The sequence below is a fragment of the Rhizobium sp. A22-96 genome (genome assembly GCF_053521805.1).
Genome location: NZ_JBNWDQ010000001.1, coordinates 132,862 through 158,367, shown reverse-complemented (window position 1 = coordinate 158,367; position 25,506 = coordinate 132,862). Strand labels below are relative to the sequence as shown.

The 25,506-nt window shown below is 59.4% G+C and carries 28 protein-coding genes; 14 read left to right on the top strand and 14 right to left on the bottom strand.

What is annotated here, in order from left to right:
* Positions 1 to 11 precede the first annotated feature (11 nt).
* The 7 genes from ACQZ6F_RS00695 (at position 12) to ACQZ6F_RS00665 (ending at position 7,015) form a co-directional block, all read left to right on the top strand.
* Positions 12 to 1,001 carry a substrate-binding domain-containing protein gene (locus ACQZ6F_RS00695; RefSeq protein ID WP_068392325.1) on the top strand — a complete coding sequence of 330 codons (990 nt, stop codon included), beginning with the start codon at positions 12 to 14 and terminating at the stop codon, positions 999 to 1,001.
* Positions 1,002 to 1,063: 62 nt separating this feature from the next.
* Positions 1,064 to 1,837, top strand: a complete 774-nt coding sequence (locus tag ACQZ6F_RS00690) for an SDR family oxidoreductase (protein WP_077467645.1) — start codon at positions 1,064 to 1,066, stop codon at positions 1,835 to 1,837.
* Between the two features lie 33 nt (positions 1,838 to 1,870).
* On the top strand, positions 1,871 to 2,863 hold the full coding sequence (locus ACQZ6F_RS00685; protein ID WP_077467148.1) for a dihydroxyacetone kinase subunit DhaK: 993 nt from the start codon (positions 1,871 to 1,873) through the stop codon (positions 2,861 to 2,863).
* A 14-nt stretch (positions 2,864 to 2,877) separates the two neighbouring features.
* Complete coding sequence (gene dhaL, locus ACQZ6F_RS00680; protein ID WP_449095368.1) at positions 2,878 to 3,519, top strand: dihydroxyacetone kinase subunit DhaL; 642 nt, start codon at positions 2,878 to 2,880, stop codon at positions 3,517 to 3,519.
* Positions 3,520 to 3,659: 140 nt separating this feature from the next.
* A complete protein-coding gene (locus tag ACQZ6F_RS00675) occupies positions 3,660 to 5,756 on the top strand; it encodes a bifunctional sugar-binding transcriptional regulator/dihydroxyacetone kinase subunit DhaK (protein WP_449095369.1) in 2,097 nt (698 codons plus the stop codon).
* Between the two features lie 55 nt (positions 5,757 to 5,811).
* The gene (gene dhaL, locus ACQZ6F_RS00670) at positions 5,812 to 6,474 is read left to right on the top strand and encodes a dihydroxyacetone kinase subunit DhaL (protein WP_449095370.1); all 663 of its coding nucleotides are present in this window, start codon (positions 5,812 to 5,814) and stop codon (positions 6,472 to 6,474) included.
* 124 nt (positions 6,475 to 6,598) lie between these two features.
* The gene (locus tag ACQZ6F_RS00665; protein WP_449095371.1) at positions 6,599 to 7,015 is read left to right on the top strand and encodes a hypothetical protein; all 417 of its coding nucleotides are present in this window, start codon (positions 6,599 to 6,601) and stop codon (positions 7,013 to 7,015) included.
* A gap of 44 nt (positions 7,016 to 7,059) precedes the next feature.
* On the opposite strand, the gene ACQZ6F_RS00660 is transcribed toward ACQZ6F_RS00665, so the two are convergent.
* Positions 7,060 to 8,043, bottom strand: a complete 984-nt coding sequence (locus ACQZ6F_RS00660; protein WP_449095372.1) for a helix-turn-helix domain-containing protein — start codon at positions 8,041 to 8,043, stop codon at positions 7,060 to 7,062.
* 389 nt (positions 8,044 to 8,432) lie between these two features.
* On the opposite strand from ACQZ6F_RS00660, the gene ACQZ6F_RS00655 reads away from it, so the two are divergent.
* From ACQZ6F_RS00655 to ACQZ6F_RS00645, 3 genes are read left to right on the top strand one after another with little or no spacing between them, the layout of a single operon-like run.
* Positions 8,433 to 9,929, top strand: coding sequence for a sugar ABC transporter ATP-binding protein (locus tag ACQZ6F_RS00655; protein WP_449095373.1), 1,497 nt, complete (start codon positions 8,433 to 8,435; stop codon positions 9,927 to 9,929).
* A 16-nt stretch (positions 9,930 to 9,945) separates the two neighbouring features.
* Positions 9,946 to 11,016, top strand: a complete 1,071-nt coding sequence (locus ACQZ6F_RS00650; RefSeq protein ID WP_077467154.1) for an ABC transporter permease — start codon at positions 9,946 to 9,948, stop codon at positions 11,014 to 11,016.
* A 39-nt stretch (positions 11,017 to 11,055) separates the two neighbouring features.
* Positions 11,056 to 12,150 (top strand): ABC transporter substrate-binding protein, encoded by a 1,095-nt coding sequence (locus tag ACQZ6F_RS00645; RefSeq protein ID WP_449095374.1) that lies wholly within the window; start codon positions 11,056 to 11,058, stop codon positions 12,148 to 12,150.
* 64 nt (positions 12,151 to 12,214) lie between these two features.
* Here ACQZ6F_RS00645 and ACQZ6F_RS00640 read toward each other — a convergent pair whose 3' ends face one another.
* The 5 genes from ACQZ6F_RS00640 to ACQZ6F_RS00620 all read right to left on the bottom strand — a co-directional run bounded on the left by ACQZ6F_RS00640 (position 12,215) and on the right by ACQZ6F_RS00620 (position 15,849).
* Positions 12,215 to 13,231, bottom strand: coding sequence for a LacI family DNA-binding transcriptional regulator (locus ACQZ6F_RS00640; RefSeq protein ID WP_077467156.1), 1,017 nt, complete (start codon positions 13,229 to 13,231; stop codon positions 12,215 to 12,217).
* 135 nt (positions 13,232 to 13,366) lie between these two features.
* On the bottom strand, positions 13,367 to 13,699 hold the full coding sequence (locus ACQZ6F_RS00635) for a hypothetical protein (protein ID WP_068392306.1): 333 nt from the start codon (positions 13,697 to 13,699) through the stop codon (positions 13,367 to 13,369).
* A complete protein-coding gene (locus tag ACQZ6F_RS00630) occupies positions 13,696 to 14,583 on the bottom strand; it encodes an NAD(P)-dependent oxidoreductase (RefSeq protein WP_449095375.1) in 888 nt (295 codons plus the stop codon). The genes ACQZ6F_RS00635 and ACQZ6F_RS00630 overlap by 4 nt, the downstream gene beginning before the upstream one ends.
* Positions 14,584 to 14,585: 2 nt before the next feature.
* Positions 14,586 to 15,116 carry a gluconokinase gene (locus tag ACQZ6F_RS00625; RefSeq protein ID WP_449095470.1) on the bottom strand — a complete coding sequence of 177 codons (531 nt, stop codon included), beginning with the start codon at positions 15,114 to 15,116 and terminating at the stop codon, positions 14,586 to 14,588.
* On the bottom strand, positions 15,091 to 15,849 hold the full coding sequence (locus tag ACQZ6F_RS00620) for an SDR family oxidoreductase (RefSeq protein WP_449095376.1): 759 nt from the start codon (positions 15,847 to 15,849) through the stop codon (positions 15,091 to 15,093). Before ACQZ6F_RS00620 ends, ACQZ6F_RS00625 begins: the two co-directional genes overlap by 26 nt.
* Before the next feature lie 86 nt (positions 15,850 to 15,935).
* On the opposite strand from ACQZ6F_RS00620, the gene ACQZ6F_RS00615 reads away from it, so the two are divergent.
* Positions 15,936 to 16,883: a 2-hydroxyacid dehydrogenase gene (locus tag ACQZ6F_RS00615; protein WP_449095377.1), complete on the top strand. Its 948-nt coding sequence runs from the start codon at positions 15,936 to 15,938 to the stop codon at positions 16,881 to 16,883.
* Positions 16,884 to 16,893: 10 nt separating this feature from the next.
* Positions 16,894 to 17,925, top strand: a complete 1,032-nt coding sequence (locus ACQZ6F_RS00610; protein WP_449095378.1) for an L-idonate 5-dehydrogenase — start codon at positions 16,894 to 16,896, stop codon at positions 17,923 to 17,925.
* Positions 17,926 to 17,984: 59 nt separating this feature from the next.
* Here the strand turns inward: ACQZ6F_RS00610 and ACQZ6F_RS00605 are convergent, their stop codons facing one another.
* Positions 17,985 to 18,404 carry a GlcG/HbpS family heme-binding protein gene (locus ACQZ6F_RS00605; RefSeq protein WP_449095379.1) on the bottom strand — a complete coding sequence of 140 codons (420 nt, stop codon included), beginning with the start codon at positions 18,402 to 18,404 and terminating at the stop codon, positions 17,985 to 17,987.
* 90 nt (positions 18,405 to 18,494) lie between these two features.
* Between ACQZ6F_RS00605 and ACQZ6F_RS00600 the strand changes: the two genes are divergently transcribed.
* The gene (locus tag ACQZ6F_RS00600; protein ID WP_449095380.1) at positions 18,495 to 19,385 is read left to right on the top strand and encodes an SMP-30/gluconolactonase/LRE family protein; all 891 of its coding nucleotides are present in this window, start codon (positions 18,495 to 18,497) and stop codon (positions 19,383 to 19,385) included.
* Positions 19,386 to 19,458: 73 nt separating this feature from the next.
* On the opposite strand, the gene ACQZ6F_RS00595 is transcribed toward ACQZ6F_RS00600, so the two are convergent.
* Positions 19,459 to 19,674 carry a hypothetical protein gene (locus tag ACQZ6F_RS00595; protein ID WP_449095381.1) on the bottom strand — a complete coding sequence of 72 codons (216 nt, stop codon included), beginning with the start codon at positions 19,672 to 19,674 and terminating at the stop codon, positions 19,459 to 19,461.
* Positions 19,675 to 20,010: 336 nt separating this feature from the next.
* Between ACQZ6F_RS00595 and nrcR the strand changes: the two genes are divergently transcribed.
* Positions 20,011 to 20,358: a transcriptional regulator NrcR gene (gene nrcR, locus ACQZ6F_RS00590; protein WP_068392279.1), complete on the top strand. Its 348-nt coding sequence runs from the start codon at positions 20,011 to 20,013 to the stop codon at positions 20,356 to 20,358.
* A gap of 106 nt (positions 20,359 to 20,464) precedes the next feature.
* Here the strand turns inward: nrcR and ACQZ6F_RS00585 are convergent, their stop codons facing one another.
* The 6 genes from ACQZ6F_RS00585 to queC form a co-directional block, all read right to left on the bottom strand.
* Positions 20,465 to 21,124: a DUF3313 domain-containing protein gene (locus ACQZ6F_RS00585; RefSeq protein WP_449095382.1), complete on the bottom strand. Its 660-nt coding sequence runs from the start codon at positions 21,122 to 21,124 to the stop codon at positions 20,465 to 20,467.
* 169 nt (positions 21,125 to 21,293) lie between these two features.
* A complete protein-coding gene (locus ACQZ6F_RS00580) occupies positions 21,294 to 22,658 on the bottom strand; it encodes an ATP-binding protein (RefSeq protein WP_449095383.1) in 1,365 nt (454 codons plus the stop codon).
* Positions 22,655 to 23,377, bottom strand: a complete 723-nt coding sequence (locus ACQZ6F_RS00575) for a response regulator (protein WP_449095384.1) — start codon at positions 23,375 to 23,377, stop codon at positions 22,655 to 22,657. Before ACQZ6F_RS00575 ends, ACQZ6F_RS00580 begins: the two co-directional genes overlap by 4 nt.
* Positions 23,378 to 23,582: 205 nt before the next feature.
* Positions 23,583 to 24,311: a 7-carboxy-7-deazaguanine synthase QueE gene (gene queE / locus ACQZ6F_RS00570; RefSeq protein WP_449095385.1), complete on the bottom strand. Its 729-nt coding sequence runs from the start codon at positions 24,309 to 24,311 to the stop codon at positions 23,583 to 23,585.
* Positions 24,308 to 24,664 (bottom strand): 6-carboxytetrahydropterin synthase QueD, encoded by a 357-nt coding sequence (queD, locus tag ACQZ6F_RS00565; protein ID WP_077467168.1) that lies wholly within the window; start codon positions 24,662 to 24,664, stop codon positions 24,308 to 24,310. The genes queE and queD overlap by 4 nt, the downstream gene beginning before the upstream one ends.
* Positions 24,664 to 25,374 carry a 7-cyano-7-deazaguanine synthase QueC gene (gene queC / locus ACQZ6F_RS00560; RefSeq protein WP_267554601.1) on the bottom strand — a complete coding sequence of 237 codons (711 nt, stop codon included), beginning with the start codon at positions 25,372 to 25,374 and terminating at the stop codon, positions 24,664 to 24,666. Before queC ends, queD begins: the two co-directional genes overlap by 1 nt.
* Positions 25,375 to 25,506: the final 132 nt, after the last annotated feature.

Sequence of the window (25,506 nt, the reverse complement as noted above, 5' to 3'; positions counted from 1 at the left end):
GGAGAATTATAATGAAGAAATTACTGATTGCTCTTGCAGCGGCCACCGCACTTCTGGCCTCGCCGACCCTCGCTCAGGAAAAGAAGCTGAAGATCGGCGCAGCGCCTTACGGCCTCAATGCCGAATTCATGCAGATCTGGTCGGCTGCGCTGAAGGAACACCCCGCCGTCAAGAACGGCGACGTCGATCTCACCATCTTCGATGGCCGCTATGATGCTCTCGTCCAGCAGGAGCAGGTCAACACGATGATCACGCAGAAGTTCGATGCGATCATCTTCGTGCCGATCGATATCGAAGCTGCTGCTACCGCGGTTCAGGCTGCCCATGATGCCGGCATCCCGGTCGTCGGCTCCAATACCCGCGTCAATTCCGATCTCCTGACCTCCTATGTCGGCTCCGACGATACGATTTCCGGCTACATGGAAGCCAAGACCGTCCTCGACAAGCTCGGCTGCAAGGGCAATGTCGTTATCCTCGAAGGCCCGGTCGGCCAGTCCGCACAGATCTCGCGCCTGGAAGGCAACAAGAAGGCGCTGGCAGAGTGCCCGAATGTGAAGGTGCTGGAAGACCAGACGGCAAACTGGTCGCGTGCCGAAGCCCAGACGCTGATGGAAAACTGGCTGACGTCGCATCCGGGCCAGATCAACGGCGTCATCGGCCAGAATGACGAGATGGCACTCGGCGCGATCGAGGCGATCAAGGCTGCCAAGCTCAACGTTAAGGATTTCGCCATTGCCGGTATCGACGGCATCACCGATGCACTCCATGCCGTCAAGCAGGGTACGATGACCTCCATCCTGCAGGATGCCAGCGCACAGGCACAGGGCGCGCTCGATCTTGCGATCTTCGCCGCCAAGAAGGGCAACTACAAGCCGGAATCGAAGATCTGGACGCAGTATCCGGACATGCCTTTCAATGATGGCAAGGACAAGAACTACAATGTTCCGTGGACCCCGGTAACGGTCGACAACGTCGACAAGCTGCTTGAGACCCGCAAGTAAAATCAATGCGGGTGGGGCGAAGACCTCGCCCCACCCAATTCCCAGCTAGAGGCTTGAACAAGATGACCGAGACATCTCCAGACATTGATTTGAACTTCCCGCTGTCGGGCAAGATCGCCCTCGTCACCGGCGGCGGATCCGGCATCGGCGCCGCGGTCGCAACGGCATTTGCATCCAAGGGCGCAAGGGTCGCCGTTCTCGATATCAATGTCGATATGGCAAAGGCCAAGGCAACCGAAATTGGTGGCGGCGCTGAAGCGTTCGTCTGCGACGTTTCCGATCCCGCCTCGGTCAACAAGGCAGTCAGCGATGTCGTCGGGCACTTCGGCGGCATCGATATTGCTGTCAACAGCGCCGGTGTCGTCTTCCTCGCACCGGCTGAAGATCTGCCGCTAGACTATTGGGATAAAACGATAAACATCAATCTCAAGGGTACATTCCTCGTAACGCAGGCCGTCGGTCGCGCCATGATCGCCGCCGGCAAGGGCGGCAAGATCGTCAACCTCGCCTCGCAGGCCGGCACGGTCGCCATCGAAGAGCATGTCGCCTATTGCGCCTCCAAGTTCGGCGTCATCGGCATGTCCAAGACCTTTGCGGCCGAGTGGGGCAAGCACGGTATCTGCGTCAACACCATTTCACCGACCATCGTTCTGACCGAACTCGGCAAGAAGGCCTGGGCCGGCGAGAAGGGCGAGGCGGCAAAGAAGCGCATCCCGACCGGCCGCTTCGCCTTCCCGCAGGAGATCGCAGCCGCGGCTGTTTTCCTCTCGTCTGCAGGTGCGGACATGATCAACGGCGCCGATCTTCTGATCGATGGCGGCTACACAATTCTTTGAGCGCACGCGCTCGGCAATTCGACAGGAGAGACCATGCAGCGGTTCATCAACAACCCCGATGAAGTCGTTGAAGATACTGTAAAAGGCTTCATCAAAGCGCATTCGGATATCGTCCGTCTGGCCGAAAACCCACGCGTGGTCGTCGCCAAGGATGCACCCCACGCCGGGAAGGTCGGCGTGATCACCGGCGGCGGCTCCGGCCACGAACCGGCCTTCATCGGCTATGCCGGCAAGAACATGCTGGATGCGGTCGCAGTCGGCGAGCTCTTTTCTTCCCCTACGGCCAAGAGTTTTTACGATGCCGTCCGCGAAGCCAATGGCGGCCGCGGCGTGATCTGCCTTTACGGCAACTACGCCGGCGACAACATGAACGTGAAGATGGCGATCAAGCTCGCGGCAAAAGACGGCATCGAAGTCGCGACCGTGGTCGCGAACGATGATGTCTGCTCCGCACCGCCCGAGGAGCGCGAAAAGCGCCGCGGCGTGGCGGGTGAGATCTTCATGTGGAAGGTCGGAGGCGCCAAGGCAGCGACCGGCGCGAGCCTCGAAGAGGTACGCCTTGTCTCGCAGAAGGCGATCGACAGCTGCCGCTCCGTCGGCATCGGTCTTGGCCCGTGCACCCTGCCCGCAGTCGGCCATCCGAACTTCCAGATCGAGCCTGGCACCATGGAAGTCGGCATCGGTCACCACGGTGAGCCCGGCGTTCGTGTCGAGCCTTTGAAGACTGCGGCCGAGATTGCCGAGGACATGTGCCAGATCGTTCTCGACGACCACAATCTGGCCGCCGGAACGGAAGTTGCCGTCCTTGTCTCCGGTCTCGGTGCGACACCGGTCAATGAGCTCTACATTTTGAACGACACGATCGAGGCGAAGATCTCCGAACGCGGCCTCAAGATCTACAAGACCTATGTCGGCAATTACTTCACGTCGCTTGAAATGGTCGGTGCAACGCTGACCGTGATGGCGCTCGACGACGAGCTGAAAGAGCTTCTGGATGTCGAGGTTCAATGCACGACGTTGCTCTGAAGGGGGACATACATATGCAGACATTCAACAATGCAGCGGCCGGAGACATCGTGCTCGCGATGGCTGAGCGCATCGTCGAAAACCGTGCCTATCTGAGCGAGATCGACGGCAAGATCGGCGACGGCGATCACGGCGTGAACATGGCCAAGGGTTTCGGCATGGCTGCCGAGCGGCTGAAGGGCAAGAACCAACCGCTGGCGGCTTCGCTCGACACGCTGGGCACTGTCCTGATGACCGAGATCGGCGGCTCCATGGGCCCGCTCTATGGCGTCATGTTCACTGAATTTGCCGAGAAGCTTGAAGGCGTCGACGCAATCGACAGCGCCACCTACAGCCGGATGCTGCATGCCGGGCTTGACGGCATACAGTCGATCGGTTCGGCCAAGCTGGGCGATAAGACGCTGCTCGATACGCTAATCCCGGCCATCGAAGCTTTCGATGCTGCGGATGCTGCCGGCAAATCCTTCGCAGAAGCGCTCGATGCGCTGGTGACAGCCGCCGAGGCCGGACGCGACTCCACGCTCAATCTGGTCGCAAAAATCGGCCGCGCCAGCCGGCTGGGCGAGCGCTCGCTCGGCGTGTTGGATGCCGGCGCGACATCCTGCGCAATCATCCTGAAGGAGCTTTCCTCGGGCGCTCGCTCGAAGCTGCAATAGACAGGGATGGTTGATCTCCCAAGGCTGCGCGATCCCGTGACCCTGCACGGGGTCGCGCGCCGCCCGTCCCTCGAAGAAGCGATTGCAAAGATGCGCCATTGCTTTCATCTTCGCGTGGAACAGGGGAACCGTGAATCGTCATGACAGGCAAGGCATCTTCGGTCAGCAAAACGGGTGGAAGCAAGGCGAGCGTGCCGGACGCGCTTGACGCCATGCCGCTGCGCTATGGCGATGACCCCTATGTATGGGCCTGCTGGCTCTATTACGAGGACGGCAAGACGCAGGGCGATATAGCCGAGATCATGGGCATTTCGCGGGCGACCGTGAACAGCTATCTGGCCGATGCCCGCAGCCGCGGTATCGTCAACATCTCGCTCGAGCCTTCGCGCCTGAGTTCGCTTTCCATCGCGCAGGAACTCAAACGCCATTTCGGACTGCATGACTGTCTCGTGGTGCCGAGCGATGATGGGACACGCCCGTTGATCGATCGTCTCGGCACGGCAGGTGCGCAGGCGATCGCAAAGTTGCTGAAATCCGGCGACACGCTCACTGTTGCCTGGGGCCGAACGGTTCTGGCTATTGCCGAGCAGTCTAACGTTCCGAACTTGCAAGATGTCACCATCGTTCAGGCGACCGGAGGCACTCGGGCGCGCTTTGCCTATACGCCTGAGCTCTGTGCAGCCGCCTTCGCCAATGCCGTCAGCGGCAAGCTGATCAATATTACAGCTCCGGCCATCGTCTCAACCGCCGAAGTACGCGATATACTGCTGCGCGAACCGCTGATCGAAGATCAGTTTTCAACGCTCGCCAGAGCCAACAAGGCGCTCTTCGGCATATCGTCGCTGCGGCCGAACTCGACGATCCATAGCAGCGGCTTCTTCGAATCCGTTTCGCTGCAGGACTATCTCGCCAAGAACGCGGTTGGCGTCGTCGCCGGCCGCTTCATCGATCCGAAAGGCCGGCCGGTCGCCGGTCCGCTTGATGATAGAACCATCGGCATCTCCCTCGACATGCTGAAATCGATCGGCATGCGCATCGCGGTTGCCGGCGGCTTTGACAAGGTGCCTGCCATTCTTGCTGCATTGCGCGGCGGCTATATCAATGTGCTCATTACTGATGCAGCCACGGGCCGAGGCATTCTGAACGCTGACGGCGTGACCGAATTCGATCCGAAGGCAACACAGCGGCCAAGAACGGACAATAGCGTAGCCCTGCCCAGCAGCTATCGCACGCATATCAAGAAATTCCTGAACAATCCCGATGATGTCGTTGACGAAATGCTCGACGGCGTCGTCAAGGCGCACGCGTCATATCTTGCGCCGATCAAGGGCTCGAACCGTGCGTTGGTCGCGCGCAACGGTCCGAGGTCAGGCAAGGTCGGCCTGGTCATCGGTGGCGGCACCGGCCACGAGCCGGGCTTTCTGGGCTATGTCGGCAAGGGCCTGGCCGACGCAGTCGCTGTCGGAAACATCTTTTCGTCGCCACCGCCGACGCCGATCCTCGAATGCACCAAGGCCGCTTCCGGCGGAGAAGGCGTGCTCTTCGTCTATGGCAATTATGCCGGCGATGTCATGAACTTCGAAATGGCTGCCGAATTGGCGCAGGAACAGCAGATCGAGGTCCGCACTGTCCTGACGACCGACGACATCGCATCATCCCCCATAGAGGACAAAGAGGGACGGCGCGGCGTCGCCGGCAATTTCTTCATCTTCAAGATTGCGGGAGCCGCTTGCGACAGAGGCCTGTCGCTCGATGCCTGTGAGGCCGCGACGCGCAAGGCCAATGACCGGACGTTCACCATGGGCGTCGCATTGGAACCCTGCTCCCTGCCGCAGACGCGCCGCCACAATTTCGAGATCGGCCCTGATGATATCGAGTTCGGCATGGGCATCCACGGCGAACGCGGCGTCACCCGCGAGAGAATGATGACCGCCGACGAGATCACGGACCGCGTCATGGACCGTATTTTTACCGAGATGAGACCCGCAGCCGGAGATCGGGTGGCGGTTTTGATCAATTCCTTCGGCGCGACACCGCTGATGGAGCTTTATATCCTGTTCCGGCGTGTCGAGCAGAGACTGAGCGCCAAGGATATCAAGATCGAGGCGAATTGGGTGGGACACTACTGCACGTCGCTCGACATGGTCGGCGCATCCATATCCATATTGCATCTCGACCAGGAGCTGACGGAGCTGTTGCACCATCCCTGCGACACCTTCGCTCTGAGGGTCGGATGATCGTATAAGAATGTGCCTGGCGGCGTCCGAGACTGCTGGGACCGGGAGGAAGACGATGTCGGAACAAGCCGCACGATGCCTTGGCAATATGTTTCAGCGCATATCCATCGCGATCAATGCCGAGAAGGATCACCTTTCGGAGCTGGATGGCGCGATCGGTGATGCCGACCACGGGATCACCATGTCGCTGGGCTTTATGGCGGTGAATGCCGAGCTGGCAAAACTCGATGCCAGCCAGGCCCTACCCTCCGAAATTTTCGCCGTTGCGGCCTCGGCCTTTCTGGATGCCGTCGGCGCTTCGACCGGACCTCTCTATGCCACCGCCTTCCGCAAGGCTTCGCAAGCAATGAAATCCGATGAATCGCTCTCACTCGCCTGCCAGGCAATGATCATCGACGAAATGAGGGCCGGCATTCAACAACGTGGCAAGGGACAGCGCGGCGACAAGACCATGCTGGATGCCTGGATCCCCGCTGCAGAAGCCGCCATCGATGCCCTATCGCGCTCGCTTGACGTCGCTCCCATGTGGAAAGCCATTCTGGATGCAGCCGAAACCGGCGCAAATTCGACAAGCTCCATGGTTGCTGCCCGTGGCAGGGCAGCCCGCCTCGGCGAACGATCTCTCGGGCACATCGATCCGGGAGCGGCATCGGCCGTGATCATATTGCGCGCCATGCGGGATACGTTTGTTGACGCGGGAGCGGGTGTGCGTCCGTGACCGTAGAAAATCACAGGTCAAAATCTGCTATTTATGAGCGTTGTCTGAGATAGACATATTCCCGGCAGGATAGTATCTCTTTCGCCGCAATGGTTTGACCGCCCCCAATCAACCAAGAGGCTATATGATGACGCTTACAAGAGTAGGTTTTGCGTTCGCGCTTGCAGTTCTTTCGGCTTCTCCGGCGCTGGCAGATGCCTGTGCGGATCACTATGAGAGCGGCGGCGTTCCGTTGGTCACAGCCATTACCTACAAAACCTGGATGGTTTTCCCATCAGTCAATCCCAATGCCGCCTTCGACAAGGTTTCCCGCGCCGTTCTGGCCGAGGGTTTTGTCGACGTAAATGCGGAGAAGAAGCTCGGCACCTTGACTGCTCAGCAGGAAACCAGCGGATCCGGACGGCCACAGACCTTGCGTGTCGTTGTCCGCAAAAATGGCAAGGGCAGCCGCATTGACGCACTTTTCATGGTGCAGGCAGGACAAGTCGCCCCAGGTGTCAGCAAGAACCTTTGCCGGATCGCCAACGCGGCCGGCGAATAAACGCACCCCGACGCTCTCGGTCGAATCGCAAGGGTAAGCCGAGCCTATCTCTGTCCCCGGCGTAGCCTTACTGTATCAGAAGGCATCTCACCGAAGGACAGATGATAGAGGGCTGCGAAACGCCCCATATGGGAGAACCCCCAATCGCGCGCGACTTCGGCGACCGATCTCGAACATCCGGGATCGGTCAAGCTGTTCCGCACGCCCTTCAGACGGATCGTGCGCAGATAGTTCAGAGGCGTCGTTTCCTTGAATTGCTGAAATACCGCCTGCAGCGTCCGCACACTCACGCCGGCTTCCCGCGCAATATCCGCGATACCGATGTTCGATCCAGGGTTGGCGTGCATATAATCAATGGCCCGTTTGAGGGTTTTGGGGACCGCGGGTGACCCCGGCCTGAGCAATCGCATCGAATAATTGTTAGGAACTACCTCAAGCAACGCGATCATCATTGCCTGCAAAAGCCGCTCGCTGAAGAGCGAGGAGGACCGCTCGGCATCGTCTGCCGTCAAGCTCTCCCAGATGAGACGGCCAAGGCTTGCAATCTGGAGGCCCTCTGCGACCGATAGGTCGATTGTGCCGGTAAACTCCAGCCCGTCGACCACGGGTGCGTCCAGCAATTCGCTCAATTGCCGGGTCACCATGGATTTCTCGAACGCAATGCCGATGTGGCTGCGCTGCTCATGCAATATGAGCCTCTCGAAAGACGACATGTTTCCCATCAGGCCCCTGCCCGGCTCGGACTCCAATCTCTTGCCGCCGATGTCAACGGCCATCTTTCCCGAGGATGGAAGGTAAAGCACATAGGCATCAGGGCCGCCGGACAATGTAACCCTCATCCCCGAACGGCATTTCCCATTCCAGACGCTGAAGTCGCCCAGGGTGTAATGGCGGTCTTCCACGGATACGAGCGCACCCGGATGCAGGGGTTCCACCACCGCCGGAAACAGGGTCCTTTCGTAGTGCGCCGTCATCTCTTCGGCTTCCGCACCCTCTATCTCGAAGACCGATTGAGTAACGTACCTCAAATACTATCCTCTTGTGGAATCTGACCTGGTTTCTGAGGCATTTCTTAAGTTAAGATAAAATAATATTTCTGTTAAAAATACAGATATGTGGCTAGTTTAGCGGATTTATGGCCGAGATGCACGAGATGAAATAAATACACTCATGCGTCCAAGCAGTACACTTGCATTGGTATTACGAATTAAATTTACTCAATACCAACTTCTGCGACCAGACATCTGATCGAGTCCGGAATTTATTTAAACTATAAAGAAATCCATGGTTGTCTTTGCATGAAAAATTTCTCGCCAAAAACGGAAACCCGCTATTTGGATGATGCCATCATCGCGGCACTTGACGAGATGTTATCGATAACATAGCCTCTTCCCATCGAAGCTTTGGGAGGAGCCAAATGGACGACAGGAAGCTGCTCGAGTTTTGCGACATCACCAAGGAATTTGGTGGCACGCGCGCATTGGCGAACGTTTCGCTTGATTTGAAGCAGGGAGAAATTCTCGCGCTTCTCGGCGAGAACGGTGCTGGCAAATCGACTTTGATCAAGACATTGGCGGGCATCTACAAGCCGGACGGCGGCGAGATCCTGTTTCGCGGCAAGCCTTATCAGCACCGTCCGCCGCAACCCAATCAACGCCAGCCGGTCGCCTTCATTCATCAGGACCTCGGCCTGATCGAATGGATGACGGTGGGCGAAAACGTTGGTCTTGCGCAGGGTTACTCCCTGCGCGCCCGGTTGATCGACTGGCGGGCGACCGAACGACGAACTGCGGAAGCGCTGAAGCTCGTCGGCTGCGACTTCGATCCCTCGACCCGCGTCCAGGAATTGACCCGAACGGAAAAATCGCTGGTAGCGATCGCTCGCGCGCTCGCTGTCGAGGCGGACGTGCTGGTTCTCGACGAGCCCACGGCCAGCCTGCCGGCCGATGAAGTCGAGAAACTGTTCGCAGCCATTCGCCCGCTCAAGGAGCGCGGCGTGGCGATGATCTATGTTTCTCACCGGCTCGATGAGATCTTTCGCATCGCCGATCGTGTTGCTGTGCTGCGCGACGGGCAGTTGGTGGGGCAGAAGCCGGTTTCGGAGACCACATCCGATGAATTGATCCGCATGATCGTCGGACGCAAGGCCGATCAGCTGTTCGTCAAAGCGGAGCGCACGGTCGGCCCCGCTATTGTCTCCGTCCAGGATCTGTCTTGCCGTGGCGCCGGGCCGGTGTCCTTCGATATCAGGCAGGGTGAGCTTCTCGGCCTTGTCGGTCTGCGCGGCGCCGGCCAGGAGCTGATCGGACGCGCGCTGTTCGGCTGCGAGCCATCAAACGGTACAGTGCGCCTCAGCGATGCCGAGCCCGATCTTTCGAGCCCGGTCGCCGCCATGGCGTCCGGCATCGGCCTGATTGCTCGGGACCGCACCGAGGAATCCGTCGCCATGTCGCTCAGCCTGCGTGAAAATACCTTTCTGAACCCGGGCGCTTCCGGCCGCAGTCTGTTCTCGTTCCTGTCGCCACGCCGCGAAGCCGAGCAGGCCTATTCGCTCGGCAGTCAGGTCGGCCTCAGGCCCAACGACCAGAGCCTGGCCATCGAAGCCCTGTCGGGCGGCAACCAGCAGAAAGTCGTCGTGGGGCGATGGCTGGCAACCGGCCGGAAGCTGCTGATCGCCGAGGACCCGACCGCCGGCGTCGATGTTGGCGCCAAGGCCGATATCTACCGGCTGATTGCCGAGGCGGTCGAAGGCGGTCTGGCCGTCCTCGTTGTATCAACCGATTTCGAGGAAATCGCCCATATCTGCCATCGTGCCCTTGTGTTCTCGCGCGGCCGGATCGTGCGCGAATTGAGTGGTACGGATCTCACAACGCCGGCGGTCATCGCCGCCGCATCTGCATCCGAAGCGGCCTGAACCGGAGAGGAAACCCATGCAATCGATCGAATCCAATGCGCTCGAGCCCACTCGCTCCGAGCTGTCTGCCATGAGCTTCGGACAGAAAATCCAGCGCCTCCTGCCGGTCTACGGCCTCGTCATCCTGACGGCTCTGCTGATCCTGTTGTTTTCCATTATGCTGCCGCAGACCTTCCCGACGATGCTCAATCTGCGCTCGATCGTGTCAGACAAGACCATCATCGCCATCCTGTCGCTGGCAGCGATGATCCCGATGGCGGCAGGACGCATCGACCTAACCATCGGCTATGGCATCGTGCTCTGGCATGTCCTCGCAATCAGCCTGCAGACGATGTTCGGCCTGCCCTGGCCCATCGCCGTGCTGATTGTCATCCTGCTCGGTGCCTTCACCGGCTTCCTGAACGGCCTTCTGGTTGAGATCGCCAAGATCGACAGCTTCATCGCCACGCTCGGCACCGGCACCGTTCTCTACGCGATAGCGCTCTGGCACACGGGCGGCCGGCAGGTGGTCGGCATGCTGCCGCAAGGTTTCTATGCGCTGAACGGCACCATGGTCTTCGGCCTGCCGATCACCGGCATCTACGTTCTGGCGCTTGCCTTCGTGATGTGGATCGTCCTCGAATATCTGCCGATCGGCCGTTACATCTATGCCATCGGCGCCAACCCGAAAGCCGCTGCCTTGAACGGTATCCCCGTCCGTCGCTTCGTCATCGGCGCTTTCGTCACCTCAGGCACGCTTGCCGCCATCGCCGGCGTCCTGCTCGCCTCCAAGCTTCGCATCGGTCAGGCGAGCGTCGGGCTTGAATATCTTCTGCCGGCGCTGGTCGGCGCGTTCCTCGGCTCCACCACCATCAAGCCCGGCCGCGTCAACGTATGGGGCACGATGATCGGCGTCATCATCCTGGCGGTCGGCATTGCCGGCATCCAGCAATTCGGCGGCTCCTTCTATGTCGAGCCGCTGTTCAACGGCGTCACCTTGCTCGTTGCCATCGGCATCGCCGGCTATGCGCAACGACGCCGCAGCCACGCAGGGCGCATGGCCCCGGTGCAGGCGCCGCAATTGTCGGCCAAGCCGACGGAAAAGTGAAAATAATCTCAGTTTGAATGTCCAAAGGGAGGAGACAACATGAAACGCAGACAATTCCTGCACGCTACGACCGCGGTGCTCGTATTATGCGCCAGCCAGGCCTATGCCGATCCGATGACGGATGCGAAAGCCGTCGTCGATAAATATGCGACGCCGGTCACCAAGTGGGACGGTCCGACGACCGGACCCAAGGCGCAGACGGGCAAGACGATCGTCGTTTTGGCCGGCGATCTCAAGAATGGCGGCATTCTCGGCGTCAGCAACGGCGTCGAGGAAGCGGCAAAGACGATCGGCTGGCAGGTGAAGGTGCTCGACGGTGCCGGCTCTATCGGTGGACGCACGGCCGCCTTCGGTCAGGCCATGGCGCTGAAGCCGGACGGCATCATCATCGATGGCTTCGATGCGGTCGAGCAGGCGCCGGCGCTGGAAGAGGCAAAAGCTGCCAAGATCCCGCTCGTTGCGTGGCATGCCGGCCCCACCATCGGCCCAGACGACAAGAGCGGCCTTTTCGCCAATGTCAGCACGGATGCCATGGAAGTCTCCAAGGCTGCGGCCGATTGGGCCTTTGTCGATGCGAAGGGCAAGCCTGGCGTCATCATCTTCACCGACTCCACCTACGCGATCGCCATCGCCAAGGCCGACAGGATGAAGCAGGAGATCGAGCGTTTGGGCGGCAAGGTGCTCGAATATGTCGACACCCCGATTGCGGAGACTTCGCAGCGCATGCCGCAGCTGACCACGTCCCTCCTGCAGAAGTACGGTGACAGCTGGACGCATTCGCTCGCCATCAACGACCTATATTTCGACTTCATGGGTCCCTCCCTCGCCTCTGCCGGCAAGGCCGGCACGGACGCGCCGATCAACGTTGCCGCCGGCGACGGCTCGCAATCGGCTTACGAACGCATCCGCGCCGGTCAATATCAGAAGGTAACCGTTGCCGAGCCCCTCAATCTCCAGGGCTGGCAGCTCGTCGATGAGCTCAATCGTGCCTTCTCCGGCGAGAAGTGGTCCGGATACCTCTCGCCGTTGCATGTGGTGACATCGGACAACATTCAGTCGGACGGCGGCCCGAACAACAGCTTCGATCCGGACAACGGTTACCGGAGCGAGTACAAAAAGCTCTGGACCAAGTGATCCGAGCTTGAAACGAAAATGGCGCGGTCTCGGATCGCGCCATTTTACCAAGGAGAGTCAGTCGCTATCGCCGGCTGCTTTCACGCACGATCAGCTGCGGCGAAATGCCGACATCGCCGGCCGGCTGGATATCGTCCAATATATCGAGGATCAATTGTGCAGTCCGCACGCCTATTTCCCGGGCAAAAACATTGATCGTCGTCAGCGTCGGCACACAGACCTCGCCGATCTCATAATTACCGAAGCCGCCGATGAAAAACCGCTCCGGCACGGGAACGCCGAGACGGCGGCATTCCGTGAGCGCGCCATAGGCGGCAAGATCCGAGACGCAAACGACGGCTTCGGTATCCGGATAGAGATCGATCAGCTTCGCCATGGCATTGGCGCCTTCGCGCATCGAAATCGGCGGTGAGCCGGCAGCGATCAACCTGGTCGCATCCAGGCCATGCGCCTGCATCGCCGCGACAAAACCAAGCCGGCGTTCGCTACCGCGTGAATCCCTTGCAACATCACCCCCGATAAAGGCAATGCGGCGACAGCCCAGGGATACGAAGTGATCCACCATGTCGCGCATGACAGCCCTGTTGGAGAACCCGACATAATGGCCGATGGGATCAGCGGGGATGTCCCAGGTCTCGATGACCGGGATCGCCACCGTCTGCAAAAGCCGGCGCGCGCGCTCGGTATGGGTTCCGCCGGTTACGACGATCGCCTGCGGCTTGCGGCGCAAAAGCTGCTCGATCAGCCGCTCTTCCTCATCGATATCGTAGTTCGTGTAGCCGAGCAGGATCTGCATATCCCGCTTGGCGAGCGTATCGGAGAGACCGCCGACCGTATCGGCAAAATTGGCGTTGTTGATGGAGGGAATGGTGACAGCGACAAAGCCGGATTTTTGTGAACGCAGATTGGCAGCCGTGCTGTCGAAGACATAACCCAGCTCTTCCGCCGCCTTCAAAATGGCTTCGCGGGTCTCCGGGCTCACAAGGCTGTCGGCCTTGAAGGCGCGCGACACAGTCATCGGCGAAACGCCCAGAACGCGGGCTATGTCTGCCATAGTGGGTGTTTTGCGATCGTTACTCATCAATGGCCTATGTTATCGTTACCATAAGAGTAGTATGCCTCATCCCTGAATGGCAAGAGCTGCCCTCCATGCATCTCTCTATACGAGCACGGAGCCTCACGGCTCCGTGTCGAGAAGAAATGGGAGGAAGACCGCTCAGAGCTCGAACTCATGAGCGAGAGTGACATGGTGATGGATCCGCCCCTCGAAAAAGCGCGAGAGTACGGCTTCCGTCGCCGCCCGGGCCTCGGTGCGGACGGGACTGGCGAGAGCCGTCTCAACTGCCGCCATATCCGGATAATTGACGGCCAGAATCATCGGAAATTCCGGGGCGCCTTCATCGCGCGCTTCGCCAAATGTCACACGCACATCGAGCGCGCCTGGAAACTGTTTCCATTTCGGCAGGATCGTCTCCATGACAGCGGTGCGAAAGGCCTCGGCCTCCCCATCCCTGACCTTGCCTTCGAATAGTGCATAGCGGGTAATCATCCGGCGATCTCCTTGTTCGGACCCTTGAAGAATTCCATCAATGCCGCCTGATCCTCGCCGCCGAGGCCGGCGGCCGTCAGCATGCGATGGATCTCGGCGCAGGCAGCCGTCAGCGGCATGGCCGTATTGGTGCGCCGGGCAAGATCCTGGGCGCCGTTCAGATCCTTGACCATGTTGTCGATCCGGCCGGTACGCCGATAATCCTTGGTGACATAACGCGGCATATATTCCTGAAGGATGGCGCTATCGGCCCGACCTCCCTTCAGTGCCTGTGGAATCTTTGCCGCATCGACCCCGGCATCGAGCGCCAGTTGCGTCGCTTCGGCGACCGCAAGGAAATTCAATGCGCAGAGAACCTGGTTGATGAGCTTTGTCGTCTGGCCTGCGCCGACAGGCCCCATGTGGGTGTAGTTCGAAGCGACATGCTGCAACACCTGATGCGCGTCCGCGACATCCCGCTCGTTGCCGCCGGCCATCAGGGTCAGCTGCCCGATGAGCGCCTTTGGCGCGCCGCCCGAAAGCGGGCTGTCCACCCAGCGCAACCCCTTTTCCGCTGCGTCCGCCGCTAGTGCCTTGGTCGCATCGGGATCGATCGACGACATGTCGATGATCAAGGTGCCCGGCTTTGCCCCCTCAGCAACACCGCGCGGGCCGAAAACCGCGGCACGGACGATCCCGGGTGAATTCAGGCTCAGGATGACGAAATCCGATGCCGCGGCGGCCGCGGCGGCTGTGTCGGCAGCACTCGCCCCTTTGCCGGTGAGCGCTGCCACCTTTTCCCTATCGAGATCGAAAACCGTCAAGCTGTTGCCGGTCTCCACCAAACGGGTGCCGATGGCTCCGCCCATCGCGCCCGCACCAATCAGCGCCACTCTGTTGCTCATGATTATTTCTCCTCCAATGCGGCAATGATCGCAGCCACGATCGCATCCAGCGGCTGGTCGATATCGACGGTAATTGCCCACTCGTCGGAACCGGGTGGTTCAAGCGTTGTAAACTGACTATCCAGCAGTGCCGGTGGCATGAAATGATCCTGCCGTGCCTCCATCCGTCGCAAAATGATCTCTCTTGTGCCGGCAAGATGAATGAAGAAAACCGGCGCGCCGACCGCTGCGCGGATCCGATCGCGATAGACGCGCTTCAATGCCGAACATCCGATCAGCGCGGTATCGTCTGCCAGTGCCAGGCACGCGCCAACCTTATCGAGCCAGGGCCAGCGATCACCATCGGTCAATGGGATGCCGAGGCGCATCTTGGCGACGTTAGCGGCCGGGTGCAAATCGTCGCCGTCGACATAGATGCCGGCAAGATGGGCGGCCAGTACCGCGCCCACTGAAGATTTGCCACAGCCGCTGACGCCCATGACGACGAAACGGTGTGGTGGCCGTTCGTCAGAGCGAGGCAGTAATGCCACCATCGACATAAAGGACATGTCCGTTGACAAAGGAGGATGCATCGGATGCAAGAAAGATGCAGGCGCCGACGAGTTCTTCGACCTGCCCCCAGCGGCCGGCCGGCGTGCGCTTTTCCAGCCACGTCGAGAAATCGGCTTCAGCGACAAGCGCCGCGTTCAATGGCGTATCGAAATAACCGGGCGCGATGGCATTGCATTGCAGCCCATGCTTCGCCCAATCCGTCGCCATGCCCTTGGTGAGATTGCCGACGGCACCCTTGGTCGCGGTATAGGGAGCGATCGAGGGACGCGCCAGCGCCGTCTGCACGCTGGCAATGTTGATGATCTTGCCGGCCTTTCGCTTGATCATGTGCCGTGCCACCGCTTGCCCGACATTGAAGACGCTCGATACGTTCGTGCGCAGCAGCCGTTCGAAGGCATCGGCGGGAAAATCCTCCAGCGGCGTGCGGAACTGCATGCCGGCATTGTTCACCAGAATATCGATCGCGCCAGTATCCGCCTCGAAAGCATCGACGGCGCGGCGCACGGCCTCATGATCCGTGGCATCGAATGGCAGGATATGGGCCTTGCCTTCAAAACCCTCGGCCGCCTTGGCAAGCTTCCCCTCGTCGCGACCATTGAGCACCAGTTCGGCGCCAGCGGCCGCCAGCCCCCTGGCGAGCGCAAACCCGATGCCTTGCGATGAACCCGTAACAAGGGCGCGCCGCCCTTTCAGATCGAAGAGGCCAAGAGACACCGTTTCCTCCGTTTTTTATCTCGACAAGCACTATTGGTCTTGTTTATGTTATCGATAACATTCGATGTCAAGGGAAGATGCGAAAGATGAGCAAGCCATCAGTCCTGCAGGTCGGGCCCTATCCGCAATGGGATCAGGAACCGCTCGATGCAGCATTTCAGGTCCATCGATACTTCGAGGCCATCGACAAGGCCAAAATGCTAGCCGAAATCGGGCCGTCGATCAAAGCAATCGCAACGCGCGGCGAGCTCGGCGCAAACCGCGCCATGATCGAGGCCTGCCCCAACCTGGAGCTCATTTCGGTCTATGGCGTCGGCTTCGATGCCGTGGATCTGCAGGCTTGCCGCGAGCGTGGCATCCGGGTGACGAATACCCCCGACGTGCTCACCAATGACGTCGCCGACCTTGGAATCGCGATGATGCTCTGCCAGTCACGCGGCATGCTCGGCGCCGAAACCTGGGTGCGTGACGGCAGCTGGGCTGAAAAAGGTCTCTACCCCCTCAAGCGCCGCGTCTGGGGGCGGCGTGCCGGCGTGCTCGGCCTTGGCCGCATCGGTTTCGAAGTTGCTAAGCGCCTGAAGGGCTTCGATATGCAGATTGCTTACTCCGATGTCGAGGCAAAATCCTTTGTATCTGACATGACCTTCGTGGCCGATCCAATTGAATTAGCAAAGCAATCGGACTTCCTGTTCGTGACACTCGCAGCATCGGCTGTGACTCGCCACATCGTCGGGCGGCAGGTGATTGAGGCGCTCGGCCCGGAAGGCATGTTGATCAACATTTCCCGCGCATCAAACATCGATGAGGAAGCGCTGCTGGAGGCGCTGGAAGCCGGCAAACTCGGATCAGCTGCGCTCGATGTCTTCGAAGGCGAGCCGAAGCTCAATCCGCGCTTCCTGGCGCTCGACAACGTGCTGCTTCAGCCGCATCATGCCTCCGGCACAATTGAGACGCGCAAGGCCATGGGTCAGCTCGTTCGCGACAATCTCACCGCCCATTTCGCCGGGCAGGCATTGCCGACACCCGTTCTTTGAGGAGAAAGACATGAAGGCCATCGTCGCTCACGCCGCCAAGGATCTGCGGATCGAGGATTATCCGGAGGAAGAGCCGGGTACGGGAGAAGTCAAGCTGAGGCTTGCCACCGGTGGGGTCTGCGGCAGCGACCTGCATTACTACCATCACGGCGGCTTCGGCGCCGTGCGCTTGAAGGAGCCGATGATCCTCGGCCACGAGGTCAGTGCAACCGTGATTGCACTCGGGCCTGGCGTTCATGGGCTCGAAGTCGGCCAACTCGTCGCCGTTTCCCCTTCACGCCCATGCGGAGCCTGCCGCTATTGTTTGCAGGGGTTGCCCAACCAATGCCTCAACATGCGCTTCTACGGTAGCGCCATGCCTTTCCCGCATATTCAAGGCGCATTTCGCGAGACGCTCGTCGCCGACGCCATTCAATGCGTGCCGGCCGATGGCCTGACGCCCGGCGAAGCTGCCATGGCTGAACCGCTCGCCGTTACGCTGCATGCGACCAGACGCGCCGGCGAAATGCTCGGCAAGCGCGTTCTGGTCACGGGTTGCGGCCCGATCGGCGTCCTGTCGATCCTCGCCGCACGCCGCGCCGGCGCAGGTGAGATCGTTGCCACCGACCTTTCGGATTTCACCCTGTCACTCGCCAAGGAAGCAGGAGCCGACAGGATCATCAACACCAGGGACGATCCTGAAGCGCTTGCCGCCTACTCCGCGGACAAGGGCACTTTCGACGTGCTCTACGAATGCTCGGGTGCCGCCGCCGCTCTTGTCGGCGGCATTGCGGCGCTCAGACCGCGCGGCATCATCGTGCAGCTCGGCATCGGCGGCGACATGAGCCTGCCGATGCTTGCAATCACCGCCAAGGAGCTGGAGCTGCGCGGGTCCTTCCGCTTCCATGAAGAGTTTGCGGTCGGTGTTGACCTGATGCGCAAGCGTCTCATCGACGTGCGCCCACTCATCACCCATTCGGTACCGCTCGCCGATGCGATCAGCGCGTTCGAGATCGCCTCGGACCGCAGCAAGGCCATGAAGGCGCAGATCGTTTTTGCCTGATCTGCAAGGAATAGCATGAGATCCGTCTGGGAAAGGCGGATCTCATATAACGGATTTAACTATTCGAGATCAGCGCCGATCGCCTTGAGGGCGGCAAGTGCAACCTGCTCGTCCTGTTCACCGGAGCCTGATCCAACCCCGATACCGCCCAAGAGCACACCGGCAATACGGATCGGCAAGCCGCCGCGCAAACCCGTCATCCCGCCATGCGTGGCGATCGCCAGTGGCACCCTGGCATGTTCCGGCAGGGAATTGCTCGGCGCACCGATCGAGGCAGCCGTCTGCGCCTTGGCAAGCGCGCTTTTCAGCGACTGGAAGCGCGAGCCGCGCATGCGGAAAGAACCGAGCGTCACGCCGCTCTGATCGACGATGACGATGCATTGCGGCTGCCCCATCGCGTTGGCGGCCGAAATGGCCGATGTCAGCAACGTCATCACACCCTCGTCGCTCAAGACACTCGACGTCAGAATATGGCTCATGCACTATTCTCCCAGCTTGCGGACTCATTTGGATATGTTATCGATAACACATCGATCATGCGATGTAACATTATGGGAGGTATTGTCACAATGTCGTTCTTCGAGATCATGGATCCCGCTTTCGGGAAATTCGTCCTCGGCAACGCTCCCGTCAAGCAGATTGCCACCGGTTTCGACTGGGTCGAAGGGCCGGTCTGGTTCGGAGATCTGAACTGCCTGCTCTTCTCCGACATTCCCAACAATCGTATCATGCGTTGGATACCTGGCATCGGTACCAGCATATTCCGAGAGCCATCGAACTTCTCGAACGGCCATACGCGCGACCGGCGGGGCCGCCTCGTCAGCTGCGAGCACGGCGGCAGGCGCGTAACGCGTACCGAATATGATGGATCGATCACCGTGATTGCCGATAGTTATCAGGGCAAGCGGCTGAATTCGCCGAATGACGTCATCGTCGCTTCCGACGGCGCCATCTGGTTCAGCGACCCTCACTACGGCATCGCCACCGATTATGAGGGTCACAGAAGCGAGCAGGAGCTGCCCTGCAATGTTTATCGTGTCGACCCATCCGGCACCATGCACGCGGTGCTGACGGACTTCAATTGCCCGAATGGGCTCGCATTCAGCCCGGACGAAAAGAAACTCTATGTCGCCGATACCGGCCGCATGCATATCAGTGATCCCCAGCACATTCGCGTCTTCAATGTCGGCGAGAACTGGCTCCTGTCGGGCGGAGAGGTATTCCATGTGATTTCGCCGGGCTGTGCCGATGGCATGCGGCTCGATAGCGATGGCAATCTCTGGTCATCGGCGGCGGATGGTGTGCATTGTATCGCGCCTGACGGCCATTTGATGGGCAAGATCCTGGTGCCGGAGACGGTTTCCAACCTCTGCTTCGGAGGTCGTGGCAAACACAAGCTCTTCATGACCGCAACCACCAGTGTATACGCGATTTCGCTCAACCGGAGTGGCGCACTTTGACAACGAACCGGCCGATGAACCGTCGGCCGGTTTCTCCTTTATGGAGGTGCACTGGGAGATGGCAGCAACGAAACTAGCGCAAATCGATCTGAGTGTTGGTCCGCGTCGATGTCTTGGCAATCGACGCGCGGCCAGCCGACAAGGCGAGCCCTTGCGCAAGCTGTTGCCTGTGCGCAGCGTCCTGCAACAGATTTGCCATGCCGGCAACAGAGATGCGATCCGCCCGCATGACCTGCCGGATCAAGGGGTCTTTAAGAACTTGGGCGATCGTCAGGTCCCTATGGGTCATCGTTATCTCCTGTTCGTTACTAAGGAAGATAAGCGGTTTAATTTGCAGTGCGATGTCAAAAGCCGGACAAAAACAAGGCAGTTCGTTCGATTTTGTTACAGAATAATTGCAAAACGGCTGCTTCACATATTCACAAATCACAATACGACCCTACTTGTCGATTGACGAAGGGTTGATCAATGCCGATCTGCCTGAGTGGGAGGACTGGTTGCCCCGCGAGGAGCGCAGCATATTGCAAATAATTCCGAACATAATTTTGCAACTTTTGCGTTTTTTATCGCGTGACATCTGACCTTCGAAGGTCAACAGCTTTCGCTATAAACGACGGACCGCGTCATGTACTCAGATCAAACTACAGAAGACGAGCGTCTCACATATCACGCAGATCTTCTCAGCCAGCTTGCCAATCCGAAACGCCTGGAAGTTTGCATCTACTTGTCCGGGCACGAGGAAGACGTAAACAGCCTGGCTAAAAAGCTAGGAATATCTCAGTCTGCACTGAGCCAACATTTGACGCGACTTTATCATTCCGGAATTGTCAAAGTGCGCCGTCAGGCGCAGTTTAGATACTATACTTGCGACCATCCGGGCGTGCAGCAGATCCTGAAAACGTTGTCGGAAATCTTCGATGGCGACGTGAATCACACAACGAGCGAGGCCTCGGATCGTTCCGAGCAAGACTAATCCTGACGAGATTGAGCGCTCGTTGCGCGAGCGACCCAAGAACCGGTAGGCTGTTGCCTCGCCATAGCAATCGTGGCGGCGAGGCAACGTAATGGACCGTGGCCGATTACTGGATCTCCGCGAGCAGAGCCTCGGCGCCCTTCCGAATGCCGACCTTCGAGGCTTCCAGCGATGAGAAGCTCGCGCCGATATTGAGCGCGTTCGGATATTGCTTGGTCACGTAAGCGAGCAGTAGGCGGTTAGTCGAGGCATCGTAGAGTTCCACTGCGTAATTGACAGAGCCCGTCATGGAACCTTCACGGCCACGAGCCGACTGTACGGTGTTGTAGACCCCGCCCCCGACGTCGATATGCGTGAATGGGCCGAGCACCGGTGTTGTGGTCTTCGCGCCGGTCAGCGTCAAATGAAGCCGAAGCGTTCCGGGACCTGGAATAGTCGCCATCGCAAAGCGGGTTCTAAGCTTCTCGACGAATTGTTGCTGCATGTAGGCTGCAAGCAGCGACTTGTCCGCATCCGCGATCTTGACGAACTGACTGTCCGGACCGCCATAGACGGAAACTGGATCGACGATGATCTTGCTATAGGATCGCCAGTCGACGGGCCCTTTATATCGATAGGGTGTGCGACCTGTCTGATCCTGGGTGTTGGGTCGGAGTTGTGGCGCTGAGGCCAAGCCTGAATAGACGGTCGGGTCGGCTGTCGTGCAGCCGGCAACAGCCAAACAGAGGGCAATCAGCGTGCCGCTGGCGAAAGAGGGTCTGAGCAATGATTTGGCTCCTGGAGGAATGTGAATGGAATTTGCCAGGGCCAGCTCTATTGCTTCGCCGGATTGCGGTGTTTTCTTTAATGTGCGGAAATGTTCGCGGGTCTTGCATCCGCGCGCCAGCAAGCCGCCTGCCCGGAAGCATGGGGACTGATAGGCCCAAAGCGCTAGGCTACCTGCGTGATGCGCCGGCCAGCCTAACCTCGCTTTGCTCCCGCCCGGAGGGAAGATTGATTTCGACGATCAGGCCGTGAGGCTTGCGATCAGTCAATGTCATCCGTCCGCCATGCCCTTTCCGCACGATTCCTTCGGCGGTCGGCAGGCCGAGGCCGAAACCACCGCCTGTACCCGTCGTGCGGGCCTTGTCGACCTTGAAAAACGGCTCCAGCGCGCGCGCCTTGAGTTCGTCGCTCAAGCCCGGCCCGTTGTCACTGACCTTGATCAGCACACCACCTTCAGCCGCGCTCTGCAATTCGATCTCAATGTGATTTGCGTAGCGCGATGCGTTTTCGACCAGGTTGTTCACTGCGCGTGTGATGGATTCCGGCCTGCATATACAGGTGAGCCGCCGAGGCCCGCTGAAGCTCACATCAATGCCAGTCTCGGAAAAATCGGTCGCGATCGTCTGGAGCAGGCTTGAGATATCGACCTTGCGGGATGGCACGCTGTGATAGGCATTCGTCAGGAATGCCAGGCTTTCGTCGATCATATTGCCAAGAGTGGTGATGTCGGCGAGCATCTGACGCTGCAGATCTGGCTGTGCGCAGTGCTCGGCCCGCATCCGCAGCCTGGTCAACGGCGTCCTCAGATCATGGCTGATCGAGCTCAGCATTCGCGTCCGGCTGTCGACCATCTCCAGAATGCGGCTGCGCATGATGTTCAACGAGGTGGCAAGGCTCCTGATCTCCGCGGCGCCTTCGGTAGCGAAAGGTTTCTCCAGATTGTCGTCCATGCTCGCCTCTTCGGCGGCAGCCGCGAAGCGGGCAACTGGGTGGGTGATCAGCCGGCTGCTGAAATAGGCCAAAAGCGCAAGCGGGATGACGATCTTCAAAACCCCGCTCGCCACGGCGGGCAAAAGCCAGAGATAAGGCGAAAAGACCGGCATGTGAAAGACGAGTGCGCGCGTGGCGTCCACTTTCAGCAGGAGTACATGGGATTGCGACGCGCCGGCAAGCAACCACTCGATAGTTTGGAAAAAGCCACCCTCAAGCAAAGCACGCACCCGTATTAGGATATCGCCCGGTGCGCCCGCATCATCTGCGAGTGTCATTTGTTCGGCGGATGCCTTTTCCGCCTGAATACCCAGAGTTGCCGCAGACTTCAGAACGTCCGCTTCCTCCTGCGCCGTGTGGGTGCGCCGGAACTGATCCATGACCAGCTCGATCCTGCCGGCGAGCAAGCCGATCTGGATGCCCTTGTCATGGCGACCGTAGATATACGGCTCGGAGAGCGTGGCAACGACGGAAACGAGGACTGTCAACAGCGTCGCAAGCACGAGGATCTGCGTGCGTATGGAGGCTGTACGAAAGTTGATCATGCCAGCCGCTCCACCTTGGATGCAAAGAGATAGCCGCCGAGCCGCACCGTCTTGATGAAGGACGGCTCCTTGAGATTGGGCTCGATCTTCTGGCGCACGCGGCTGATATGGGCATCGATGCTGCGCTCCACCGGCCCGGCCGAACCGGCATGCGTCATCGACAGAAGCTGCTCGCGCGTCAATATCCGGTTGGGATTGCGGCAGAACGCGAGAAGCAGATCGAACTCCGCCGTGGTCATGGAAACTTCCGCGCCATCGGAATCGAATAGCTGCCGGCTCTTGGGGTCGATGCGCCAACCGGAGAAGGACATGGGCATAAGGCTGTCATCCGGTTGCTGAGCATAGGAAGCTCTTCGCAGAATGCTTTTAATACGAGCCATTAACTCCCTGGAATTGAAAGGCTTCGTCACATAGTCGTCCGCGCCGAGTTCGAGGCCCAGAATTCGATCGATGTCTTCTTGTAGAGCTGTCAGCATGAGGATCGGAATGGCTTTATCCGCACGCAGGCGCCGGCAGATGCTGAAGCCGTCTTCTCCGGGCAGCATGGCATCGAGCACGATGAGATCGAAGCTTTGCCGCACCAGCATACGATCCATTTCCGCACCGTTCGGCGCGGAAACAGCCCTGAAGCCATTGCTGCGCACGAGTTCGACCAGCATCCCCGCTATATCGGCATCGTCCTCAACGATGAGAATATGAGATTGATCTGTTGTCGCCATGTCGCGCTCGCTGCTTTCGCTGGTATGCCGGATACGCGAACCATCGCGCGCAAAACTATCTCACCGGACCGCGCATCTGTCACGCACGCGCCTGCGATGCCGCTCCGGGGAGGAATAGCAGGCGCTTCATGTAGCTGTATTCGAAAATGTTGAGTTATGTTGCGACCGTCGCGACATCAAGCTGGCAATAAGGCTCGGTTCACGCTCAGACGCCGCGCCTGTTGCCCCAGATGAGCACATGCAGCTGCGGGAGAACCCGCGCCTCGAACCATCTGTCATCACAGACCTTGTCTACCAGCCAGCGCATCCGGTCCATGATGCCTTCGATGTCGACGACCGCATCCTCTGCATCGGGTGGCGGCGGCGTATGGTTGCCGGGCTGCAGATAGAGCGGCAGATGCGGATAGCGGGAAGCGGCTTCCTGTGCATAAGCATAGTCCGCGTCATCGAACACAACGATCTTCAGCGCGATCTGCGGTCCATTCTCAGCCATGCGCAGACAGTCGTCAAAAGCGGCCCAATCCGTCAACATGCCGCTCGATGGCGGCTTCGGGCTCAAGACCAGCGTATCAAGCTCGGCAAACCACTCTTTGGCGACACTTCCCTGCGTTTCCAACGCGAAGCGATAGCCTTCGGCATGACCATGCGCGATCAATGGGCCAAGCGGCTGGATTGCCGGATTGCCGCCCGAAAGCGATATCGTCAGCGGCTTGCCACCGGAAAGGCGCGTCACCTCTTGCCAGATTTCGTCAACCGACATCGGCCGCCATTGGTCGCGGTATTCGCTATCGACCGCATGCAGCGTATCGCACCACGAACAGCGGTAGTCGCAGCCGCCGGTGCGCACAAAAACCGTCGGAAGGCCAATCAGGATGCCCTCGCCCTGGATCGTCGGGCCGAATATCTCGCTGACGCGAATGCGCGACGCGCTCATGGCCGATATTCCGCCCAGGTCTTCGGCGTCTCGCTGACACGCACTGCGGAGGTCTCCGGCAGTCGAACCTTGCACCAGTCGTAGAAATGCTTGGCCAGATACTCCGAAGTGATGCGATCATGGCCGAGGACATCGTTGAGATGGCGATGGTCGAATTCATCGTCGATATAGCGCTTCAGCGGCTGGAGCTCGTGATAATCGCGCACGAAGCCGTTGGCATCCAGTTCACCGGCCGAAAGCTCCACAACGACGATATAATTATGCCCATGCAGCCGCGCGCACTGGTGATCGTCGGGCAAATGCGAGAGCTGATGCGACGCAGAGAAGTGAAATTCCTTGGTAATACGGAACATCACTTCACCTCTTCAGCTGAAAAGCCTGATGTCGCCGACACCCAGAAATCCGGATCTTCGTAGTCGGTCGGATCCGCGATGCCCGCGAGATGAAAGGCCTCGCGCCGCTCGACGCAGGTGCCGCAACGCCCGCAATGACGCTCGCCGCCCTTATAGCAGGACCAGGTTTCGGCAAATGGCGTCTGGTGCCGCGCACCATCTGTGACGATATCGGCCTTCGAGACGGTCACGAAAGGCGCATAGAGCGAGACGCTGGCATAGCCGTCGAGCGCATGGTTCTGCATCTGCTGGAACGCTTCGATGAAGCCGGGCCGACAATCCGGATAGATGAAATGATCGCCACCATGAACGGCAACGGCGACCGCATCCGCCTTTTGCGCAGCCGCGAGCCCAAAGGCGATCGCGAGCATGATGGCATTGCGGTTCGGGACCACGGTCGTCTTCATGCTCTCTTCGGCATAGTGCCCGTCCGGCACGTCAATGTCGTCGGTGAGAGCCGATCCGGTCAAGTGCTTGCCGATGGCCGTGATGTCGATGATCTCATGCGGCACGCCGAGGCGTTTTGCGCAGGCTGCGGCGAATTCCACTTCCTTGCGATGCCGCTGGCCATAGTCGAAGGAGACGAGGCCGATAAGCTGATGTTCGGCTGCGACCTTATGGGCGAGCGAAACGGAGTCCAGTCCGCCGGAGCAGACGACGATAGTCTTCATAATTCAGGATCCCTTGTTTTGACCGGGTGGGCTGCGACCGGATTTTGTGGCTTCCTGAAGCCACGGCGGGCTCAGTAGCAGCAGAAGTCGGAGGAAACAAGGCGCCCCTGCATTATGACGGGTTTTGCGCCG

Bases quoted from the DNA above. Each gene is read 5' to 3' on its own strand.
- ACQZ6F_RS00695 (WP_068392325.1), top strand. From the start codon at position 12: ATGAAGAAATTACTGATTGCTCTTGCAGCGGCCACCGCACTTCTGGCC.
- ACQZ6F_RS00690 (WP_077467645.1), top strand. From the start codon at position 1,064: ATGACCGAGACATCTCCAGACATTGATTTGAACTTCCCGCTGTCGGGC.
- ACQZ6F_RS00685 (WP_077467148.1), top strand. From the start codon at position 1,871: ATGCAGCGGTTCATCAACAACCCCGATGAAGTCGTTGAAGATACTGTA.
- dhaL (WP_449095368.1), top strand. From the start codon at position 2,878: ATGCAGACATTCAACAATGCAGCGGCCGGAGACATCGTGCTCGCGATG.
- ACQZ6F_RS00675 (WP_449095369.1), top strand. From the start codon at position 3,660: ATGACAGGCAAGGCATCTTCGGTCAGCAAAACGGGTGGAAGCAAGGCG.
- dhaL (WP_449095370.1), top strand. From the start codon at position 5,812: ATGTCGGAACAAGCCGCACGATGCCTTGGCAATATGTTTCAGCGCATA.
- ACQZ6F_RS00665 (WP_449095371.1), top strand. From the start codon at position 6,599: ATGATGACGCTTACAAGAGTAGGTTTTGCGTTCGCGCTTGCAGTTCTT.
- ACQZ6F_RS00655 (WP_449095373.1), top strand. From the start codon at position 8,433: ATGGACGACAGGAAGCTGCTCGAGTTTTGCGACATCACCAAGGAATTT.
- ACQZ6F_RS00650 (WP_077467154.1), top strand. From the start codon at position 9,946: ATGCAATCGATCGAATCCAATGCGCTCGAGCCCACTCGCTCCGAGCTG.
- ACQZ6F_RS00645 (WP_449095374.1), top strand. From the start codon at position 11,056: ATGAAACGCAGACAATTCCTGCACGCTACGACCGCGGTGCTCGTATTA.
- ACQZ6F_RS00640 (WP_077467156.1), bottom strand. From the start codon at position 13,231: ATGAGTAACGATCGCAAAACACCCACTATGGCAGACATAGCCCGCGTT.
- ACQZ6F_RS00635 (WP_068392306.1), bottom strand. From the start codon at position 13,699: ATGATTACCCGCTATGCACTATTCGAAGGCAAGGTCAGGGATGGGGAG.
- ACQZ6F_RS00630 (WP_449095375.1), bottom strand. From the start codon at position 14,583: ATGAGCAACAGAGTGGCGCTGATTGGTGCGGGCGCGATGGGCGGAGCC.
- ACQZ6F_RS00625 (WP_449095470.1), bottom strand. From the start codon at position 15,116: ATGGTGGCATTACTGCCTCGCTCTGACGAACGGCCACCACACCGTTTC.
- ACQZ6F_RS00615 (WP_449095377.1), top strand. From the start codon at position 15,936: ATGAGCAAGCCATCAGTCCTGCAGGTCGGGCCCTATCCGCAATGGGAT.
- ACQZ6F_RS00610 (WP_449095378.1), top strand. From the start codon at position 16,894: ATGAAGGCCATCGTCGCTCACGCCGCCAAGGATCTGCGGATCGAGGAT.
- ACQZ6F_RS00605 (WP_449095379.1), bottom strand. From the start codon at position 18,404: ATGAGCCATATTCTGACGTCGAGTGTCTTGAGCGACGAGGGTGTGATG.
- ACQZ6F_RS00600 (WP_449095380.1), top strand. From the start codon at position 18,495: ATGTCGTTCTTCGAGATCATGGATCCCGCTTTCGGGAAATTCGTCCTC.
- ACQZ6F_RS00595 (WP_449095381.1), bottom strand. From the start codon at position 19,674: ATGACCCATAGGGACCTGACGATCGCCCAAGTTCTTAAAGACCCCTTG.
- nrcR (WP_068392279.1), top strand. From the start codon at position 20,011: ATGTACTCAGATCAAACTACAGAAGACGAGCGTCTCACATATCACGCA.
- ACQZ6F_RS00580 (WP_449095383.1), bottom strand. From the start codon at position 22,658: ATGATCAACTTTCGTACAGCCTCCATACGCACGCAGATCCTCGTGCTT.
- ACQZ6F_RS00575 (WP_449095384.1), bottom strand. From the start codon at position 23,377: ATGGCGACAACAGATCAATCTCATATTCTCATCGTTGAGGACGATGCC.
- queE (WP_449095385.1), bottom strand. From the start codon at position 24,311: ATGAGCGCGTCGCGCATTCGCGTCAGCGAGATATTCGGCCCGACGATC.
- queD (WP_077467168.1), bottom strand. From the start codon at position 24,664: ATGTTCCGTATTACCAAGGAATTTCACTTCTCTGCGTCGCATCAGCTC.
- queC (WP_267554601.1), bottom strand. From the start codon at position 25,374: ATGAAGACTATCGTCGTCTGCTCCGGCGGACTGGACTCCGTTTCGCTC.